This is a genomic window from Streptomyces sp. NPDC127114 (assembly GCF_042677525.1).
Taxonomy (GTDB): domain Bacteria; phylum Actinomycetota; class Actinomycetes; order Streptomycetales; family Streptomycetaceae; genus Streptomyces.
The window spans coordinates 82,202-100,766 of record NZ_JBHXTJ010000011.1 but is presented as its reverse complement, the minus strand read 5'-3'; the positions used below and the strand labels follow the sequence as shown (position 1 = coordinate 100,766).

Below are 18,565 nucleotides of genomic sequence, written 5' to 3'. Positions count from 1 at the left end.
GTGTGGCCGGACTTCGCCGGACCGTCCTCCTTGGTATACCGAACCCCTCCTCGGTGCGCCCCGGACACAGTAGGGTCGGTCCATGGACGACGTTCGGGTGGCGGCGATCGCCAGCCTCACCCCGCTCGAAGAACTCGACGACGACCCCTTCCTGGTCGACACCCGCAGCCAGCACGCGATGTGCGTCCGCTGGGCCCGTGACAAGGGCTACGTGGTGACGCGCCAGCTGTTCTGTTACGGCATCAGGCCGGACCACGACGCGCTGTGGGCCGACGTCGACGAGGGCGCCGTGGACCTCTTCGTCGCGCCGAACGACCGGGTGCTCGCCCGCGCGCTGACCGACGTACCCGCCTTCCACGCCGAGTGCGAGCGGCGCGGCGTACGACTCGAGACCGCCGGCTTCGACGAACCGGCTTACGACGCGCCGATGAAGGCCGGGGTGCACCGCAGACTCTCCATGCCGACCGCCGGATACGACGGCTCCTGAGCGCCCGGCCCGGGCCGTCCGTGGCTCCCGGGCGTGACCATCCGGCTTCCCGGGCGTGAAGATCCGGTCTCCCGGGCGTGACCATCCGGCGGACCTGCGTCGAACACCTGTCGCCGCCTTCCGCTCCGGCGCCGTTGTGCCACGCTTGAGGCAGGAAACGGGTGAAAGGTGAACCAGGCGTGGGCGAACGGCGAGGAAGGATCCCCGCCCGCTGGCGGAGCGCGGCCCGCGCCCTGCTGCGGGTGATCACCGTCTGGGCGGTCTCCACGCTCACCCTGCTCCTCCTCGCCGGCCTCCTGCCCGACTTCCAGCTCCAGTCCGCCGACGGCGACAGCCTCACCACGATCGCCTTCACCGCGGCCCTGGGCGCGGGCGCCTTCGGCCTGCTGAGCGCGCTCGTGTGGCCGCTGATCGTGCGCGCCCTGCTGCTCGTACCGGCCCTGGTGCTCGGCCTGTTGGTGTTCTTCCTCAACGGCTCGCTGCTGATCGTCGCGCTCTGGCTGATCCCCGACGGACGGGGCGCCGCCGCGCCCGAGACCGCCGTGGTCGTCGCCGCCGTGATGTCCGCCGTCGCCTCCGCCACCTCCACCGCGCTCGCCGTGCGCGACGACGACGCGTACCGGCGCCGGCTCTACCGCCTCACCGACCGCACACGGCCGCGGACCGCCCGGGCCGGCGCCGAGCCCGTACCCGGCACCGTCTTCCTCCAACTCGACGGCGTGGGCCACCGGGTGCTGTCCGACGCCGTCGCGGACGGACTGATGCCCACGGTCGCCGACTGGCTCGCCACCACCCACACCCTCACCCCCTGGCGCACCGACTGGTCGAGCCAGACCGGCGCCAGCCAGCTCGGCATCCTGCACGGCTCCAACGAGGACGTGCCCGCCTTCCGCTGGTACGAGAAGGACACCGGCCGGCTCATGGTGTCCAACCGGCCCGCGAGCGCCGTGGAACTCCAGCGCCGCGCCGTCGAGCGCACCGGCGACGGCGGACTGCTCACCCTCGACGGGGCCTCGCGCGGCAACCTGTTCAGCGGCGGCGCCGACCAGCTCGCGCTCGTCCTGTCGGTGGCCGCCCGGCGCGGTCGCCGCAACCGCTCGCGCTCCGGCTACTTCGCGTACTTCTCCGACCCCGCCAACGCGGTCCGCACCGCGGGATCCTTCGTCGCCGAGGTCCTGCGCGAGATGCGGCAGTCGACCGGAGCCCGGCTGCGCCGCGAGTCCCCGCGGGTCTCGCGCGGCGGCCTCTACCCCTTCGTGCGGGCCTTCGCCACCGTCGTCGAGCGGGACGTGGTGGTCGCCGCCGTCATGGGCGACATGCTCGCCGGGCGTACCGCCGTCTACGCCGACCTGGTCGCCTACGACGAGGTCGCCCACCACTCGGGTCCGCAGGGACGCGACACCGACCAGGTCCTGGCCCGCCTCGACCGGTCGGTCGCGCTGATCGCGAAGGTCGCCGAGCACGCGCCCCGCCCGTACCGGATCGTGCTGCTCTCCGACCACGGGCAGAGCCCGGGGGAGACCTTCGAGTCCGCGTACGGGCTCACGCTGCGCGATCTGGTGCGGGCCGGCTGCGGACTGCCGGTGTCCCGCCGGGTACGGCGGACCCGCAGCGGCTCGGAGGCGAGGGACGCGGCCCGGGACGCGCTGCGCAGCGCGCTGCACCGGCCCGTCGACGAGGCGGAGGAGGCCGGGAAGGACGGCGCGGAGGCGGCGGCGGTCGCCGCGGCCCGCGCGCCCGAGCCGGTCGTCCTGGCCTCGGGAAACCTCGGCCTGGTCTCCTTCCCCGGCGTGCCGCACCGGATGACCCGCGAGGAGATCGACCGGCTCCACCCGGCGCTGCTGCGCACCCTCGCCCACCACCCCGGGATCGGCTTCCTGCTGGTCGCGAGCGAGGAGCACGGCTCGGTGGTCCTGGCCCGCGACGGGGTCGAGGTGCCGATCGCCGAACTCGCCGAACTCGCCGAACCGGCCGACCTCTCCGGACTCGCCGAACCGGCCGACCGGGCTGACGGCCCTGACGCGGCAGACGGCACGGACGCCACGGGCGGCACCGGCGCCACGGGCGCCACAGACCACACCAGCGCCACTCCCCACGGCCCCCTCGCGGTCTTCGGTCCGGGCGCGGCCGCGGCCGTACGGCGCACCGACGGCTTCCCGCACGTCGCCGACATCATGGTCAACTCGATGTACGACCCGGCGACCGGCAACGTCCACGCCTTCGAGGAGCAGATCGGCTCGCACGGAGGTCTGGGCGGGGACCAGGCGCTTCCCTTCCTGCTGTGGCCGCGCGACCTGCCGGCGCCGCCCGACGGTCTGGTCGGCGCGGAGGCGGTGCACCAGGTGCTGCGCGGCTGGCTGCGGGAGGGCGACGGGCCGCAGGTGCCGCTGGAGATTTCTCCGTCGAAACGCCATGTGGAAGCGTTTCTTCCGGTCGACGAGCCCGTCGTGCGGGACAAACTTGGGTGATTTGGAAGGGCGTCTCGGAATCCGGACCATGGTGGCGTTTGTACGACGAGAGGCGCACCACCCCCCATGAGCACGGCCCCCACCGCGACCCCCGCGCAGGCTCCCGCACCCACCCCCGCACCCACCGTGGCGCCCGGCCCCGCCCACGCCCAGGAGCAGGACCCGCAGCCCACCAGGCACGCCCGCCGCTTCGGGCTCCCCATCGCCACCGCCCTCGTCATGGGCAACATCATCGGCGGCGGCATCTTCCTCCTGCCCGCCTCCGTCGCCCCGTTCGGCACCATCAGCCTGGTCGCCTTCGGCATCCTCACCCTCGGCGCGATCGCCCTGGCCCTGGTCTTCGGCCGGCTCGCCCACCGCCTGCCGCAGACCGGCGGACCCTACGTCTACGCCCGCGCCGCCTTCGGCGACTTCGCCGGCTTCCTCGCCGCCTGGTCGTACTGGATCACGGCCTGGGTCTCCAACGCGGCCCTCGCCGTCGCCGCCGTCGGCTACCTCGACGTGCTCGTCCCGGTCCACGAGTCCAAGGCCGCCACCATCGCCGCCGCCCTGCTCATCCAGTGGCTGCCGGCCCTCGCCAACCTCGCCGGCACCCGCTACGTCGGCGCGGTGCAGATCGTCGCCACCGTGCTCAAGTTCGTCCCGCTGATCCTCGTCGCCGTCGGCGGCCTGTTCTTCTTCGACAGCGCCAACCTGGGGCCCTTCCACGCGAGCGGCGGCAGCGCGCTCGGTGCCGTGTCCGCGTCGGCCGCGATCCTGCTCTTCAGCTACCTCGGCGTCGAGTCCGCCGCCGTCAGCGCCGGCGAGGTCCGCGACCCGCGCCGCAACGTCGGCCGCGCCACCGTCCTCGGCACCCTCGGCGCCGCCGCGGTCTACCTGCTCGGCACGCTGGCGGTTTTCGGCACCGTCGCCCACGACAGGCTCGTCGACTCCACCGCGCCCTTCTCCGACGCCGTGGACGTCATGTTCGGCGGCTCGTGGGGCGGGGCCGCGGTCGCCTGCATGGCCCTGGTGTCCATGGTCGGCGCGCTCAACGGCTGGACCCTGCTCAGCGCCCAGGCTCCCTACGCCGCCGCCCGCGACGGCCTGTTCCCGAAGGTGTTCACGGCCAAGCGGCGCGGTGTCCCGACGGCCGGCGTGCTCGTCACCGTGGTGCTCGCCTCGCTCCTGACGGTCTACAACTACACGGCCGGCACCGAGGGCGTCTTCGAGATCCTGGTCCTCGTCACCACCTTCACCGCCACCGTGCCGTACCTGCTCTCCACCGCCGCCCAGATCTACTTCCTGCTCTCCGGCCGCTCGGACCAGGTCTCGCGGGCCCGCCTCGCCCGCGACGGAGTCCTCGCCCTCGCCGCCTTCGGCTTCTCGCTGTGGCTGGTCGCGGGATCCGGTTACGCGGCCGTCTACCAGGGCGTGCTCTTCCTCTTCGCCGGCGTGCTCGTGTACGCGGCGATGGCGGCCCGCAAGGGACGCGCCGCCGGGCCCGCCGCCTGACACCCGGTGCGGTGAAAAGCAGCCCGGGAGCGTAGGCCGGGCGGGCGGATCTCCCGCCCGGGCCGGAGCACCGGTGCCCCGGCGGGGCAGTACGGATCTCCATGAGGCCCCCCGCCCGGTTCGCGCTCGCGGTGCTGCTCGTGCTCGCCGCGCTGCTCGGCGTGGGCGCCGGCGGCGGGCTCGCGGCCGCCGAGGCCGAGGGCCGGTCCGTCTCCGCCGCGGCCGACCTCTGCGCGGAGACGTACGAGGCGGCCGAGGGCGAGGCGACCTCGCCCGTGCGCGGCGAACGACGGCCCGCGCCGCCCCGCCGCACCCGCCCCGCGCCACCCGCGGGCGAACCCGCGCCCGCGCCCGCGTCCGTGCCGGCGGCACCCGGCGCGGCTCCCCGGTCGGCGGTGATGCGGTGCTGAGAGGCCCTGCCTCTCCGTACCCCTTCACCCCCCACCGCAAGGAGCATCACCATGCCCGTCGACCACTTCGCCGTGCTCAACGCCCTGCTGCGCGCCGAGGCCGCCCGCGACCGCGCCGCCGAACACCGCACCCCGCGTCGCGAGACGGAACGCGCACCGGAACGGTCCGCCAGGCCGGCGACCCCGCCGAGGACCACCGAGCAGGAGCCCCGCACGGAGTGACCTGACCCGCCCGGAACCGCGCCGGTGGACCGGCGCGCGGAGGACCGCGCGGGCGCGAGGCGCCCGACGCCCCCGCCCGGTCCACCGGCCCCCGGTACCCCTGCCCGGCCTCACGCCGTGACCGGCAGCTCCCCGGTCGTGGCCGGCCGCTCGCGCTCGGGACCGCGCCGGCCGTGCGCCACCACCAGGCCGAGCACCGCCACCGCGAGCAGCCCGAGGGCGAGGAGGGCCGGGATCCGGGCGACCAGAGGGCCCGCGAAGAGACAGCACGCGCCGCCCACCAGGAGCGCCGTGGGCCGCGGCCCGGCGGACCGCAGCACGATCGCCGCCGAACCGAGCAGGAACACGCCCACCCCGCCCGTCAGGGACCACGCCACCGTGCCGTGCAGCGGCTCCGCCAGGCCGTAGTGACCGGTGTCGGCGACCTGGGTGAGCACCTTCTTCATGCCGAGCGCGGACAGCACGACGCCCGCCACCAGCGGCAGGTGGAGGAAGGTGTACACGTCCCGGGCGAAGCGGGTCCGCGCGTCGCCGTCGAGGGCCGCGAGCCGGTGTTCGGCGGGCGTGCCGAAGCGGCGGAAGTACAGCGCCCACAGCCCGGCCGAGAGCAGCAGCCCGGCCGCGCACGCCCCGAGCACGGCCACGGTCAGCGGGAAGCCCTGCATGCCCACGCCCATGGCGACGATGGACTCGCCGAGCGCGATGATGACGATGAGTCCGTACCGTTCGGAGAAGTGGCCGGGCGAGTTGACCCGCCACCCGGACGCACCGGTGACGTAGATCGCGCCGTAGTCCACGGCCACGGCGCCCAGCCACAGCAGCAGCCGGGGCGTGCCGTCGTAGGCACAGCCCGCGAGCAGCAGCGCGAACGGCGGCAGGACCGAGAGCAGCGCCGTGCGCCGCAGGGTGCGGTGCAGCACCGTGTCGCCGGGGCTGGCGAGGCGGTACGCGGCGAGGTGCAGCACCCGGACGACGCCGTAGCTGAGCACGAAGACCAGCGGAGCGGGCAGCCCGCCCGGCGCGTCGGCCAGTACGTCCGGCACCGCGAGCGACACCACGAACACCACGGCCATGACCGTGACGAGCACCCCGAACAGCGCGGCCGAGTCCGCCCGTACGACGTTGCCCAGCCACGAGAAGGCGCACCAGCACCACCACAGCAGCGCGAGCACCGCCATCGCCCCGACCACCCGCACCGGCGACGGGTCCGCCGCCATCAGGGCCGTCACCTGCGTGATCGCATAGACGAAGACCAGGTCGAAGAACAGCTCCGCCGGCGTGACCTTGTGGTCGTCCTCGGTCGCCACCATGCGCGACCGCCCCTTGCCCCCCACGGCAACCCCCTGAAACGCACGGGCCGGCGTCATCCGGCCACCCGGCCATCCGGTTCGCGACCCTACCCCGGCCCCGCATTACCTGCGACGTAACCGGGGCACTTCCGTGGCCTCATTCAGAGGTCTCTGCGCGTGCTGGGTCGCCTAGTCTCGGTAGTTCGCCGACCGTGCGGCGGCCCCTACGCGAGGAGGCAGTGATGGCCACCGATGGCCCGATGACATGGGACGAGCTGCTGGCCGAGCCATTCAATATTCATTCAGTCACAACCCACAACAGCGTCGTCCTCGAAGCGATGCGGGACATGCTTGACCTGACCGACGGGGCGTTGCATCGCATCCTGCGTGCCGATCACCTCAGGCTCACCCAAGCCCTGGACGAGTTCGGCATCGTCTATAGCAGCCTCGCGAAGGCGCTGGTGCCGGATCACCGCCGCAAAGAGATCGCTCTCCTCTTCGACTCCGCTGTGGCCTCTCTGAGTTCCAACGGCTGGTACGCCATTGACGTGGCGGAGGCTTGGATGGCCGGTTTGCCGCGACCGCGAAAAGGAGTTCCGGTCAACTCCATCCTGCGCGGCGACATTCTCTACGGTACCCGCGATCAATTGCAGGCGGTCATGGATGAGACCGTCGTCTACCACCAGCCGTTCACGGTCATTCACCCATCGCAGGTGTACTGCGTGTACATCACGAACCTGTCCAAGCAGCAGGCCAGCACTCTCATTTCCACCGCGGCAGAACACCCCGCCTACATCGGGCATGCCGACTGCACCGACCGCAGTGTCCTCAAGGAGATTCTCGGTCGATCCCTGCCGAACTCTGGCCTTCGTGTGGGCGACATGATCCTGGAAGGCGTGGCCGAACCCGACGACCCGCCCAACGGCGCAAGGCTGCCGTTTGAGGCGCACGGCTTCACGCCTACGCCAGTGATCCACACGCTGTTCCTGCCGTTCCTCGGCTATCGCATCAACAGCCAACTCACCGGACGGAACCGGGAGGACAACCGCTCAGCGCTCACCGCACTCAGCCCTGATGCCGCACGCCTAGAAGCCCCCGACGTTTGGATGACGCTGGCTCGCTACGGATACCTACAGGACGGCAAGCACCGCGACTCCCTGCATCAGGCCGGCCTACTCAACCTGAGCCAGCCTGCATTGGAGGCCGCGGTAAGCGGCCTGGTAGCCCAGGGATACCTATACAACCTGCGCCTCAACGAGTACGGGAATCTGCTTTACACGGCACTCGTGGACGTCAAGGTGGAGGACGGTCGGTACCGGACCTTCACGATCGGGCTCAAGTTCAACCCGCAGGACAAGCGCGTCGAGCTGACGACGTTCTTCTAACCCTCCAGCTGTCGCTCGACTCGGCGTGATGCATCCATGCGATGGCCTCCACGGTTCCACGCTGGGTCGGCCCATCGTCGGCGCGGACTGGATCGGCAGGTATCTACGGCTCGACCCGGTCCCCCCCGTCAGTGATCACTAATTGGGCGAACCTATCCGATCAACCGATGGGTTGATCTAGAAGACGCTCACGCCGGGCCGTCTCCGGGCCGCGCGAGGGGGCTCGCCGACAGCTGACATCACGTGACTCCAGCGCAGGTCACCATGCGTCGGAGTCGGCTCAACATAGTTCCTTCTGCAGATTTGACGGGCCACGCTCAAGCAAGCAGTGGTGCGCGCTCGGCCCTCTGACGCGACACCCGGCAGCGGCGCTGACGTGCAGCATCGCTGGCTCCCCTCTGACTAGGGAGCCAAACGGGGAGCCACGAACGGCGAGATCCAGCGGACCAGGCGGACGCTGGCGTACTGAGTGGCCCGCATCAGCCGGAGCGCCTGAGCCCTTGAACGAGCTCCCCGGTTGCCCCGCATTACCTGGGACGTAATCGACGCCCGCGACGGCCCCCGGCATTCTCGAATCACCGGGTCCCGGGCGGCGCACTCCGCCCGGGCGCCGGCTCCCTCGCATCCGTCAGAACGTCAGAAACGCCTTTCAGAAGGGTGATCCGCCATGTCCCAGGCCCTGCTCACCGGTCTCTCCCGTACCACCCGGCCGCGGTCCATGGTGCGCCGGTTCCTCGCTCTCGACGCCGTCGTGACCGGCGCCAACGGGCTCGCGTACGCCGTCGCCTCTGGACCGCTCGGTGAGCTCCTCGGTGTGGAGCGCGGGCTGCTGTTCGAGCTCGGGCTCTTCCTCACCGTGTACGCCGCCGGCGTGGGCCTGCTCGCGAGCAGGCCGCAGCCCCCGGTCCTCGGCGTGAAGGCCGTCGTCGACGTCAACCTGCTGTGGACCGTCCTCAGCGTCGTCGCGCTCGTCGCCTGGCTGGAGCCCACCACCGCGGGCGCGGTGTGGACCCTGCTCCAGGCCGGCACCGTCGCCGGCTTCGCCGCGCTCCAGTGGGCCGCCCTGCGCGCCGGCGCCCGTTGAGCGACCCCCTGGAGCCCGCCGGGCCCTACGCCTTGAGCGACTGGAGGTACGCGACCGTCGCCGGGTCGGCCGGGAGCAGCGTCTCGATGGCCAGCTCGGCGACCGTCACGTCCATCGGCGTGTTGAACGTCGAGATCGACGACACGAAGGACAGCACGTGCCCGTCGTGCTCGATCCGCAGCGGCAGCGCGAAGTACGGGTACGGCTCGGGGTCCTCCCGGTCGTCCGGGTCCGTCGTCCCCTCCGGCAGCGGATAGGCCGCCACCTCCTCGTACAGCGCGCGCAGCGACTCCGAACGGGCCAGCCCGATCTGACGCTCCATCTGGGCGAGCAGATGACCGCGCCACTCCCGCAGGTTGCGGATCCGCGGCGCGAGACCCTCTGGGTGCAGGGTGATCCGCATGACGTTCAGCGGCGGCGTCAGCAGATGCTCCGGAAGCCCCGCGAGCAGCATCTGGACCGCCCGGTTGGCCGCCACCACCGTGTACGAGCCGTCCACGACCGTCGCCGGATACGGCTCGTAGCCGAGCAGGAGCTGCTCGATGCCCTCGCGCAGCGTCTCCAGTTCGGGCGCGTCCAGCGGCGACTCGGCGTAGCGCGGGGCGTAACCGGCCGCCAGGAGAAGGGCGTTGCGCTCCCGGACCGGCACGTCCAGGTGCTCGGCCAGCCGGAGGATCATCTCCTCGCTCGGCCGTGAGCGGCCCGTCTCGATGAAGGAGATGTGCCGCGCGGACGAGTCCGCCCGCAGGGCCAGCTCCAGCTGGCTCAGCCGCCGCTGCTCGCGCCAGCCGCGCAGCAGCGGACCCACACCCGTGTCGGTCACGACAGTTGTCATGGCCAGACGGTATCCCAGAGGAGGACCCGGGTACCTTCTCCCCGGGACCGCTCCGTCATCACGCACCACCCCCGCCACCAGCCGTACGACCGGAGGGAGCACCACGTGCCCACTGACCCCTTGTCGCAGAAGGAGATCGAGGACCGCCTGCGGGAGCTTCCCGGCTGGTCCGTCGACGGCGACCGCCTCACCCGGGACTACCGTCTCGCCGACCACTTCGCCGCCACCGCACTCGTCGTGCACATCGCCCAGATCCAGCAGGAGCTGGACCACCACAGCGATCTGACGCTCGGTTACAACACGGTGGGCCTCGCCGTGAACACCCACTCGGCGGGCGGTGCCGTCACCGACAAGGACTTCGAACTGGCCGAGCGGGTCCAGGCGGTGGCACCCGGTCACGGGGCGGAGTGACCTCGGCCGGCCGGGACGTGACCCGCGGACCGGATCCCCGCCCCGGCCGGCGGACGCTCCGGCAGGGGGCCGCACGGGTCCCCGCATAGGATTCCCGCATGGGGGACACGCTGCTCGACTACGACGCCGAGGCCGCGCACTACGACGAGACCCGCGGCGGCGTCCCGCGGGCGGCCGCGGCGGCCGCCGCCGTCCTGCGGCTGCTGCCGCCCGGCACCCGCACCCTGCTCGACGTCGCCTGCGGCACCGGCCTCGTCACCGAACGGATCACCCGGCCCGGACTCACCGTCCACGGCGCCGACGCGGCCCACGGGATGCTGCGCACCGCCGCCGCCCGCCTGCCCGGGCGGGCGGTGCGCGCGGACGCCCGCCGGCTGCCGCTGCCCGACGCGGCGGTCGACGCCGTCAGCGCGGTCTGGCTGCTGCACCTCGTGCCGTTCGCCGAGGAGATCGTCGCCGAGGCGGCGCGGGTGCTCCGGCCCGGCGGCGTGTTCGTGACCACCGTCGACAAGGACGCCTGCCACGACGTCGGCAGCGACATCGACGCCGTCCTCCGCCCGCACCGCGCGCCCGAGGCCGGCTCCGACCGCGCCGCGCTGGTCACCGCGTACGCCGCCGGCCACGGCCTCGACCCGGCACCCGGCACCGTGTTCACCGGCCACGGCCAGGGCGCCACCCCGCGCGGCACGGCCGAGAAGCTGCGCCGCGGCTCCTACGCGTCCTGGTTCCACGGCACCCCCGCGACCGTGGAGACCCTCGTCCGGTCCCTCGCCGCCCTACCGGAACAGGACCGCCCCCGCGCCGACCCGTCCTACCGCCTGGCCTGCTACGTCAGACGTCCCGCCGCCCGCGGCTGAACTCCATCCCCCAAGTCGGCCGGCCGGCGGTTGCGGACGGTCCACCAGCCGTCCGGGAAGCCGAGGCCGTCGCCCCTCACAGGCCCGCCCCCGTCGTCCCGGTCGCCAGCGCGTCCCCGAGGTAGCCGTCCAGGTCGGGGACGTCCGGCGTCAGCACGTGCCGCACCCAGGCGTCCCGCTCGTACGTCAGCGGCGCCAGCTCCCAGACACAGCCGATCCAGTTCCGCTCGCCCGGCGGGATCCGGACGAAGTGCGCCGGATCCAGGTCCGGGCAGTCGAGCGCCGGCTGGCCCGCCGCCGCGCCCGCGAAGTGGAGCACGTTGTCCCACACCCAGCTGTACGCGTTCAGGTACGCGCCGGTGTCGCCGCCCCGGTGCAGCACCACGAAACCCGCCGCAGGCGTACCGTCCGGCTCCGGAAGGAGCTCCGGGAGCAGCGCGTACGCCGCCTTCTCCACCTCCGGCTCGATTCCCGCCGGGTCGTCGGTGACGTGGTAGCGCTTCAACCGCCGGCCGGCCACGGCGACCGGCGGGAGCGCGAGGAGGTACTTCTCGTCGAAAGCCATGGCTGGACTGTAGGAACACTTCACTGACATCGTGTGTCAGTGAAATCCAGCCGGCTCCTGTCGATCCTGCTGCTCCTCCAGACCCACGGCCGGATGACCGCCGCCCGGCTCGCCGAGGAGCTCGAGGTGTCCGTCCGCACCGTCTACCGCGACGTCGAGGCGCTGCACGCCGCCGGAGTCCCGCTCTACGGGGACGCCGGGCACCGCGGCGGCTACCAGCTGCTCGCCGGACACCGCTCGAAGCTCACCGGCCTGTACGCGCGGGAGGCCGAGGCCCTGGTCCTCGCCGGGCTGCCGGCCGCCGCCGACGAGCTCGGACTCGGCGGCCACTTCGCCGACGCCCAGCTCAAGCTGCGGGCCGCGCTGCCCGCCCCGCTGCGCGAACACGTGGACCGGCTGCGGACCCGCTTCCACATCGACGCGCCCGGCTGGTACGCGGAGGACACCGAGGCGCCGTTCCTGCCGCAGGTCGCCGAGGCCGTCCGCACCGGGCGCGTCCTCGCCGTCCGCTACCGGCGCTGGAAGGAGCCCACCGACGTCGACCGGCGGCTCGAACCGTACGGCCTGGTGCTCAAGGCGGGCCGCTGGTACCTGGTCGCCGGGCCGGGACCGCGCACCTACCGGGTCGACCAGATCCTCGACCTCACGGTCACCGACGAGGACGCCGTGATCCCCGAGGACTTCGACCTCGCCGCCCACTGGCGGGCAGGACAGGCGGACTTCCACCGGCGGCTCCACCAGGGCGAGGCCGTCGTACGGATCTCCCCGCGCGGCGCCGCCAGGCTCACCGGCGCCGCCGCCAGGGCGCTCGCCGAGAACGGCACCCCGGAGCCCGACGGCTGGACCCGGGCGACACTGCCCGTCGAGGGACCCGACCACGCCCACGACACCCTGCTCGCCCTCGGCACGGAGGTGGAGGTCCTCGCACCCGAGGACCTCCGCACGCGGATCGCCGCGACCGTCCGCACCCTCGCCGCCCGCTACGCCTGAGGGTCCTCGGTCCGCGCGGCCACCACGCCCGGCGCTCGCCGTCCATCGGGCGTTCCGGCGGGGCTTGCCGGACCGGCAAGTTTTCTCGCCTTTCCGGCAGAGGCGTCGCACGCTGAGCCCATGAGCGCACACCAGCATTACGGACACGGACACGGACAGGGCCACGGGCACGCACAGGGCCACGGGCACGGGAGCGAGAACGGCACCCACGCCGGCAAGGGCCAGGGCCAGGGCCAGGGCCACGGACACCGCCACGGCCACGATCACACCCACCTCGACTGGGCGGAGATGGCCCCGCTGCTGACCCGGCAGGCGGAGACCCAGAGCCCCCTCTACGCGGAGGCGGCAGCCTGGCTCGCCTCCCTCGTACCGGCGGGTTCGGTCCGCCGCGTCCTCGACGTCGGCAGCGGCCCCGGCGTCGTCACCGCGCTGCTCGCCGAGGCCTTCCCCGAGGCCGAGGTGGTCGCCGTGGACGCCACGCCGGAACTCCTCGCGCTCGCCCGGGAACGCGCCGAAGCACGCGGCCTCGGCGACCGGGTCGCCACCCTGCGCGCCGAACTCCCCGAGGACTTCGGCGAACTCGGCACCGCCGACCTCGTCTGGGCCAGCAACTCCCTGCACCACATCGGCGACCAGCGGGCCGCCCTCGCGTCCTTCGCCGAACTGCTCAGCCCCGGCGGTCTGATCGCCCTCGCCGAGGGCGGCCTTCCGCAGCGTCATCTGCCGTGGAACGCGGGCGTCGGCCGGCCCGGCCTGGAGGCCCGGATCGACGCCGTCAACGCGGAGTGGTTCGGCGAGATGCGGGCGTCGCTGCCCGACAGCAAGGAGGAGATCGACGACTGGGCTGCTCTCCTCACGGACGCCGGGCTCGCTCCCAGCGGCACCCGCAGCTTCCTCTCCGACATCCCCGCGCCGCTGCCGGACTCCGTGCGCGAGCAGATCGTCGCCCACTACGAGCGGCTGCGGGAGGGCCTGGCGGAGCGCCTCGCGGACGACGACCGCGCCGCCGTCGAACGGCTGCTCGACCCGGCGGACCCGCTGTCCTTCCACCGGCGTCCGGACGCCTACCTGCTGACCGCCCGCACCGTGCACACGGCGCGCAAGGTCTGACGGGGCGCCCCGGGCGGCCGGGCGCCCGGCGAGGAACGCGGGCGGGGCACGGCGGTCGGTCCGACCACCGTGCCCCGCTTCCCCTTCGCCCCCCGTTCCCCGCCCAGGTGCTGCCCGCCGGGTGGGGTCGGCCCAGGGGTGCGCGCCGCTCAGGCGCCGGCGTTGAACTCCGCCGGGTTCGGGCCGAGGCGGCGGCCCTCGTCGAGCGCGGCGACGCCCGCCAGGTCCTCGGCGTCCAGCTCGAAGTCGAAGACGTCGATGTTCTCGCGGATGCGGGACGGGGTCACCGACTTCGGGATCACCACGTTCCCCGTCTGGAGGTGCCAGCGCAGCACCACCTGGGCGGGCGTGCGGCCGTGCTTCTGCGCGATCGCCACGATCGCCGGGACCTCCAGGAGGCCCTTGCCCTGGCCGAGCGGCGACCAGGCCTCCGTCGCGATGCCGTGCCTGGCGTGCGCCTCGCGGGACCCGGCCTGCTGGAGCTGCGGGTGCAGCTCGATCTGGTTGACGGCGGGCACGACCGAGGTCTCGCCGATCAGCCGGTCCAGGTGCTCGGGCAGGAAGTTCGACACGCCGATGGCGCGGGCCCGGCCGTCGGCCAGGATCTTCTCGAAGGCCCGGTAGGTGTCGACGTAGGCGTCCTTGGCCGGGACCGGCCAGTGGATCAGATACAGGTCGACGTGGTCCAGGCCCAGCTTGTCGAGCGAGGCGTCGAAGGCGCGGAGCGTCGAGTCGTAGCCCTGCTCGCTGTTCCACAGCTTGGTCGTGACGAAGAGCTCCTCGCGGGGGAGCCCCGAGGCGGCGAGTGCCTTGCCGGTGCCGGTCTCGTTCTCGTAGATCGCGGCGGTGTCGATCGAGCGGTAGCCCGCCTCCAGGGCCGTGCTCACGGCCGCCTCCGCCTCGTCGTCCGGCACCTGCCAGACGCCGAAGCCCAGCTGAGGCATGCGGACGCCGTTGTTGAGGGTGAGGGAGGGGACCTTGCTGTCCGTGCTCACGAGAGGTGGATCCTTACGTCGTCGGGAGTACTCCTCACAGCGTCAACGATCACGGGTCCGATCGCATTCCGTCCGGCCCGGAACCGTTCGCGGCGGACCCGCGGGTCCCCAGATAGGCGGCCCGGACCCGGGGGTCGGCGCGTACCTCGTCCGCCGGTCCCTCGGCGAGCACCCGGCCCAGGTCGAGCACGACGACCCGGGCGCACAACTCCGTCACGAAGGAGACGTGGTGCTCGACGAGCAGCACCGCGCACCCTTCCTCACCGGCCATGTACCGCACCACGGCCGCCAGTTGGCCGCGCTCCTCGGCCGACATGCCGGACGCCGGCTCGTCGAGGAGGAGCAGCCGCGGCGGATCGGCGAGCGCCCTCGCCAGCTCCGCCATCCGCGCCCGCCCGACCGGCAGCACGCCCGCGTACGTCGCGGCGAGCGGGTCGAGCCCGCAGGAGCGCAGCACCTCGGCGGCCCGTGCCCGGCGGGCGGCGGTGACGGCCCGGCCGCCGCCCCGTCGCCACTCCTGGGCGACGACCAGGTTGTCCTCGACGGTCAGCTGCCCGAAGAGCTGCTGCCGTTGGAAGGTACGGCGCAGCCCGTGCCGGGCCCGCCACACGGGGGAGCGGCGGGTGATGTCGGCGCCGTCCAGCAGGATCCGGCCCCGGTCCGGGCGGCGGATGCCGGACACCACGTCGAACAGGGTCGTCTTGCCCGCGCCGTTGGGCCCGATGAGCCCGCAGATCTCCCCGGGCCGTACCGCGACCGTCACGTCGTCCAGCGCGCGGACCCCGCCGAAGCGGACCCCGATCCCGCGCGCCTCCAGAAGAACCTCGCCTGTCACGTCCGCACCCCCGTCCCCAGATAGGCGTCGGCCAGCCGGTCGGCGTCCGCCTCCGCGCGCGGTCCGCTCCACACGATCCGTCCCTCCGCCAGATACGCGACGGTGTCCGCGATCCCCAGCGCCTCGGCCGCCTTCTCCTCCACCAGGAGCAGTGCCGTGCCCCGCGCCCTGAGCTCCGACAGGAGCGCGAAGACCTCGTCCACCACGCGCGGCGCGAGCCCCAGGGACGGCTCGTCGGCGACCAGCACCGCCGGCGGGCGCTGGAGCAGCGGGGCGAGCGCGAGGAGCTGCTGCTCCCCGCCGGAGAGGGAGCCGGCGGCCACCGTACGGCGGGCGGCGAGCGCCGGGAAGCGGCCGTACACGGCCTCCCGGTCCCCGGCCGAGGGCAGCTGCAGAGCCAGGTTCTCCTCGATCGAGAGCCCGGCGAAGATGCCCCGCCCCTCGGGCGCGAGCCGCACCCCGCGGCGCGCCCTCGCGACCACGGAGTCCCCTCGCGCTTCGGCTCCGCCCACCCGTACGGAGCCGTCCCGGACCGGCACCAGCCCGCCCGCGACCCGGCACAGCGTCGACTTCCCGGCCCCGTTGGCCCCGAGCACGGCCACGATCTCCCCACGGCGCACCCCGAGCCGGACCCCGTGCAGCACGTCCGCACCGCCGCCGTACCCGGCGCGTACACCGTCGAACTCCAGGGCGAGAGCGAGGGACGGGGCCGCCGGTCCGTCACCGGCCGCCGCCCCAGCCATGGCCGTCGCCCCGGCCAGGGCCGCCGCCCCAGCCAGGGCCTCCGCTGCGGCCGCGGGCTCCGCTCCGGCACGGGGCTCCGCCTGGGCCCGGGAGTCCGAGCGGGCTCCCGGCCCTGGCCCCGGCCCTGACTCTGGCCTTGGCCCTGACCCCGGCCCTGACCCTGACCCCGGCCCTGACCCTGACCCCGGCTCTGGCCCTGACCCCGGCCTTGGCCCTGACCCCGGCTCTGGGCCTGACCCCGGCCCTGCCCCTGACCCCGGCCCCGGCTCTGGCCCTGACCCTGACCCCGGTCCCGGCCCCGCCACGGCCCCGGGTCCCGCCCCCGCCGCGGAAGCGGCACCCGTGACGTCGCCAGGAGCGTGGGGAACCCGCCCCTGGGGTGCCGCTGCGGGAGGCCGGGGGCCCGCCCCCGGTTCCGGAACGGCGCGGGGCCCGGGAACGACCGGCACCGGCCGGCCGCGCCGCCGCGCCCACCGCGTCGGCAGCGCCGCCACATACCCGTCCGGGTCGTTCGCCAGGGCCAGGCCCGCGAGGCCGAACAGGACGACCGGCAGGTGCGCCGAGTCCGTGACGTACGTCGCGAGCAGGTGGGGCGCGACCGCGAAGACCAGCCCGGCCACCACCGCGTACTGCGGCCTGCGGACGCCCGCCGCGACCACCACCGCCAGCCACACCAGGCCCGCCATCGCCGGGAAGTCGGTCGCGGTGATCCGCGTGTTGTACGAGGCGTAGAGCACCCCGCCGAAGCCCGCGAGGCCCGCCGAGACGGCGAACACCAGCAGCTTCGTCCGTACCACCGACACCCCGGAGGCCGCCGCCGCGGCCGGTGCCGAGCGGACCGCGAGCATCGCGCGGCCGCGCCGCGAGCCGCGCAGCCGGCTCAGGCCCGCCACGCCCGCCGCGCACAGCACGACCAGCGTGACGCCCATCGCCCGGTCGTCGGACAGGTCGAGCGGGCCGAGGACGGGCCGCGGGATCTCCCAGCCGGTGTCGCCGTTGCGCAGCCATCCCACCTGGAACAGGACCTGGTCGGCGAGGAAGGCGAGGGCGAGGGTCGCCAGCGCCAGCGAACGGCCCCCGAGCCGCAGCGCCGGCAGCGCCACCACCGCGCCGAGCAGCGCCGCCACGACCGTACCGGCGAGCGCCGCCGCCGCGAACGGCCAGCCGCGGCTCATCAGCAGCCCGGCGACCAGCGCAGCGCCGGTCACGAACGTGGACTGGGCGAGCGACACCATCGCCCCGAGCCCGGTGACCACGGAGAAGGACAGGAAGACGAGCCCGACGGCCAGGCCCTGCGTGAGGATGCCGCTCCAGAACGGCGTGGTGAGGGTGTAGAAGGCGACGGCGAGCAGCACCGCCGCCACCGCCCACGGCCCCCACCGCCGCGCCGGTCCGAGGCCGGCGAGCCGGTCGTCGGGCGGCGGGTCGGCGGCCGCGGTGCCCGCGACCCGTTCCCGGCGGGCGAGCAGCACGAGCCCGGCGAAGAGGATCAGGAAGGGCACGGCGGTACGGAAGCCGGTGACGCCCTCGGCGAAGCTCGCGTACCCGGCCACCAGGTTCTGCACCACGCCGAGCCCGAGTCCGCCCGCGAAGGCCAGCGGCACGGAGGCGAAGCGGCCCAGCACCGCCGCCGTCGCCGACACGAAGAGGAACAGCGTGTAGTCGTGCGCGGAGAGCCCGAGCAGGGGGGTGGCGAGGACACCGGCGAGTCCGGCGAGTCCGGAGGACAGCATCCACGCGACGGACGACAGCCGGTCGGCGTCCACGCCCCGGAGTTCGGCGAGCGAGCGGTTGTCGACGGCGGCCCGCAGCCGCAGCCCGAGCCGGGTGTGCCGGAGCAGCGCCCAGAGGCCGGCCGCCACGGCGGCGGTGACCAGCCAGGTGATCAGCTGGTCGGAGTCGACGCCGACGCCGACGCCGTCGATGCCGAGGCTTGCGAACGGCTGCCAGGAAACGGCCGGACTGGGCCCGACACCCGGCAGTCCGAACTGGTTCTCGGCCGGCTTCACCGGTGCCCCGGCCCGCTCCAGGACCTCGACCACCCACAGCCCGGCCGCGGGCAGCGCGACGAGCAGACCGATCGTGGCCGTGATCTGGGCGGTCTCGCCGACCCGGGCCAGCTTGCGGAACATCAGCCGGTCCAGGACCCAGCCGAGACCGGGCGCGACGAGCAGCACGAGCAGCAGCGCCGTCGGCACGGCGGGCCAGCCGAAGCCGGAGTGGAGTTCGTAGAAGGCGAGCGCGCACAGATAGGCGGTCGCCCCGTGCGCGAAGTTGAAGAGCCCGGAGGCGGCGGACGAGAGCACGAGTCCGGTCGCGAGCAGCGCGTACAGCGCACCCGACACCAGACCGCTCAGGACGAAGCCGAGCAGGTCACCCACGGC

Annotated in this window: 17 protein-coding genes; 11 read left to right on the top strand and 6 right to left on the bottom strand. The window is 73.7% G+C overall.

Annotation, left to right across the window (positions count from 1 at the left end):
- Positions 1 to 82: 82 nt before the first annotated feature.
- From ACFVGS_RS14405 to ACFVGS_RS14385, 5 genes are all read left to right on the top strand, one after another.
- Complete coding sequence (locus ACFVGS_RS14405; RefSeq protein WP_385692615.1) at positions 83 to 487, top strand: hypothetical protein; 405 nt, start codon at positions 83 to 85, stop codon at positions 485 to 487.
- 179 nt (positions 488 to 666) lie between these two features.
- Positions 667 to 2,955, top strand: a complete 2,289-nt coding sequence (locus ACFVGS_RS14400; protein WP_385692614.1) for a phage holin family protein — start codon at positions 667 to 669, stop codon at positions 2,953 to 2,955.
- Between the two features lie 66 nt (positions 2,956 to 3,021).
- A complete protein-coding gene (locus ACFVGS_RS14395; protein WP_385692613.1) occupies positions 3,022 to 4,449 on the top strand; it encodes an amino acid permease in 1,428 nt (475 codons plus the stop codon).
- Positions 4,450 to 4,550: 101 nt separating this feature from the next.
- The gene (locus ACFVGS_RS14390) at positions 4,551 to 4,859 is read left to right on the top strand and encodes a hypothetical protein (RefSeq protein ID WP_385692612.1); all 309 of its coding nucleotides are present in this window, start codon (positions 4,551 to 4,553) and stop codon (positions 4,857 to 4,859) included.
- A 51-nt stretch (positions 4,860 to 4,910) separates the two neighbouring features.
- The gene (locus ACFVGS_RS14385) at positions 4,911 to 5,081 is read left to right on the top strand and encodes a hypothetical protein (RefSeq protein ID WP_385692611.1); all 171 of its coding nucleotides are present in this window, start codon (positions 4,911 to 4,913) and stop codon (positions 5,079 to 5,081) included.
- Between the two features lie 110 nt (positions 5,082 to 5,191).
- On the opposite strand, the gene ACFVGS_RS14380 is transcribed toward ACFVGS_RS14385, so the two are convergent.
- The gene (locus tag ACFVGS_RS14380) at positions 5,192 to 6,391 is read right to left on the bottom strand and encodes a low temperature requirement protein A (protein ID WP_385692610.1); all 1,200 of its coding nucleotides are present in this window, start codon (positions 6,389 to 6,391) and stop codon (positions 5,192 to 5,194) included.
- A gap of 221 nt (positions 6,392 to 6,612) precedes the next feature.
- Between ACFVGS_RS14380 and ACFVGS_RS14375 the strand changes: the two genes are divergently transcribed.
- Both ACFVGS_RS14375 and ACFVGS_RS14370 read left to right on the top strand, forming a co-directional pair.
- Positions 6,613 to 7,755, top strand: a complete 1,143-nt coding sequence (locus tag ACFVGS_RS14375) for a hypothetical protein (protein WP_384412213.1) — start codon at positions 6,613 to 6,615, stop codon at positions 7,753 to 7,755.
- Between the two features lie 667 nt (positions 7,756 to 8,422).
- Positions 8,423 to 8,839 (top strand): hypothetical protein, encoded by a 417-nt coding sequence (locus ACFVGS_RS14370; RefSeq protein ID WP_384412215.1) that lies wholly within the window; start codon positions 8,423 to 8,425, stop codon positions 8,837 to 8,839.
- A 25-nt stretch (positions 8,840 to 8,864) separates the two neighbouring features.
- Here ACFVGS_RS14370 and ACFVGS_RS14365 read toward each other — a convergent pair whose 3' ends face one another.
- Entirely contained in the window at positions 8,865 to 9,674 is an 810-nt protein-coding gene (locus ACFVGS_RS14365; RefSeq protein WP_384412217.1) for a helix-turn-helix domain-containing protein, read from the bottom strand.
- Positions 9,675 to 9,779: 105 nt separating this feature from the next.
- Here ACFVGS_RS14365 and ACFVGS_RS14360 point away from each other — a divergent pair, with 105 nt between their 5' ends.
- Positions 9,780 to 10,085: a 4a-hydroxytetrahydrobiopterin dehydratase gene (locus ACFVGS_RS14360; RefSeq protein WP_384412220.1), complete on the top strand. Its 306-nt coding sequence runs from the start codon at positions 9,780 to 9,782 to the stop codon at positions 10,083 to 10,085.
- 98 nt (positions 10,086 to 10,183) lie between these two features.
- Positions 10,184 to 10,942 (top strand): class I SAM-dependent methyltransferase, encoded by a 759-nt coding sequence (locus ACFVGS_RS14355; RefSeq protein ID WP_385692609.1) that lies wholly within the window; start codon positions 10,184 to 10,186, stop codon positions 10,940 to 10,942.
- A 76-nt stretch (positions 10,943 to 11,018) separates the two neighbouring features.
- Here ACFVGS_RS14355 and ACFVGS_RS14350 read toward each other — a convergent pair whose 3' ends face one another.
- Positions 11,019 to 11,507 (bottom strand): hypothetical protein, encoded by a 489-nt coding sequence (locus ACFVGS_RS14350; RefSeq protein WP_385692608.1) that lies wholly within the window; start codon positions 11,505 to 11,507, stop codon positions 11,019 to 11,021.
- A gap of 39 nt (positions 11,508 to 11,546) precedes the next feature.
- Between ACFVGS_RS14350 and ACFVGS_RS14345 the strand changes: the two genes are divergently transcribed.
- Positions 11,547 to 12,497 carry a helix-turn-helix transcriptional regulator gene (locus ACFVGS_RS14345; protein WP_385692607.1) on the top strand — a complete coding sequence of 317 codons (951 nt, stop codon included), beginning with the start codon at positions 11,547 to 11,549 and terminating at the stop codon, positions 12,495 to 12,497.
- A 120-nt stretch (positions 12,498 to 12,617) separates the two neighbouring features.
- Positions 12,618 to 13,607: a class I SAM-dependent methyltransferase gene (locus tag ACFVGS_RS14340; protein ID WP_385692606.1), complete on the top strand. Its 990-nt coding sequence runs from the start codon at positions 12,618 to 12,620 to the stop codon at positions 13,605 to 13,607.
- Between the two features lie 149 nt (positions 13,608 to 13,756).
- Here the strand turns inward: ACFVGS_RS14340 and ACFVGS_RS14335 are convergent, their stop codons facing one another.
- From ACFVGS_RS14335 to ACFVGS_RS14325, 3 genes are all read right to left on the bottom strand, one after another.
- Positions 13,757 to 14,551: an aldo/keto reductase gene (locus tag ACFVGS_RS14335; protein ID WP_385692657.1), complete on the bottom strand. Its 795-nt coding sequence runs from the start codon at positions 14,549 to 14,551 to the stop codon at positions 13,757 to 13,759.
- 100 nt (positions 14,552 to 14,651) lie between these two features.
- A complete protein-coding gene (locus ACFVGS_RS14330; protein ID WP_384412236.1) occupies positions 14,652 to 15,437 on the bottom strand; it encodes an ABC transporter ATP-binding protein in 786 nt (261 codons plus the stop codon).
- On the bottom strand, positions 15,434 to 18,562 hold the full coding sequence (locus ACFVGS_RS14325) for an ATP-binding cassette domain-containing protein (RefSeq protein ID WP_385692605.1): 3,129 nt from the start codon (positions 18,560 to 18,562) through the stop codon (positions 15,434 to 15,436). The genes ACFVGS_RS14330 and ACFVGS_RS14325 overlap by 4 nt, the downstream gene beginning before the upstream one ends.
- Positions 18,563 to 18,565: the final 3 nt, after the last annotated feature.

Excerpts from the sequence above, each read along its gene's own strand:
- ACFVGS_RS14390 (WP_385692612.1), top strand. The coding sequence starts at position 4,551 with ATGAGGCCCCCCGCCCGGTTCGCGCTCGCGGTGCTGCTCGTGCTCGCC.
- ACFVGS_RS14385 (WP_385692611.1), top strand. The coding sequence starts at position 4,911 with ATGCCCGTCGACCACTTCGCCGTGCTCAACGCCCTGCTGCGCGCCGAG.
- ACFVGS_RS14335 (WP_385692657.1), bottom strand. The coding sequence starts at position 14,551 with ATGCCTCAGCTGGGCTTCGGCGTCTGGCAGGTGCCGGACGACGAGGCG.
- ACFVGS_RS14340 (WP_385692606.1), top strand. The coding sequence starts at position 12,618 with ATGAGCGCACACCAGCATTACGGACACGGACACGGACAGGGCCACGGG.
- ACFVGS_RS14395 (WP_385692613.1), top strand. The coding sequence starts at position 3,022 with ATGAGCACGGCCCCCACCGCGACCCCCGCGCAGGCTCCCGCACCCACC.
- ACFVGS_RS14350 (WP_385692608.1), bottom strand. The coding sequence starts at position 11,507 with ATGGCTTTCGACGAGAAGTACCTCCTCGCGCTCCCGCCGGTCGCCGTG.
- ACFVGS_RS14380 (WP_385692610.1), bottom strand. The coding sequence starts at position 6,391 with ATGGTGGCGACCGAGGACGACCACAAGGTCACGCCGGCGGAGCTGTTC.
- ACFVGS_RS14370 (WP_384412215.1), top strand. The coding sequence starts at position 8,423 with ATGTCCCAGGCCCTGCTCACCGGTCTCTCCCGTACCACCCGGCCGCGG.
- ACFVGS_RS14405 (WP_385692615.1), top strand. The coding sequence starts at position 83 with ATGGACGACGTTCGGGTGGCGGCGATCGCCAGCCTCACCCCGCTCGAA.
- ACFVGS_RS14365 (WP_384412217.1), bottom strand. The coding sequence starts at position 9,674 with ATGACAACTGTCGTGACCGACACGGGTGTGGGTCCGCTGCTGCGCGGC.
- ACFVGS_RS14375 (WP_384412213.1), top strand. The coding sequence starts at position 6,613 with ATGGCCACCGATGGCCCGATGACATGGGACGAGCTGCTGGCCGAGCCA.
- ACFVGS_RS14355 (WP_385692609.1), top strand. The coding sequence starts at position 10,184 with ATGGGGGACACGCTGCTCGACTACGACGCCGAGGCCGCGCACTACGAC.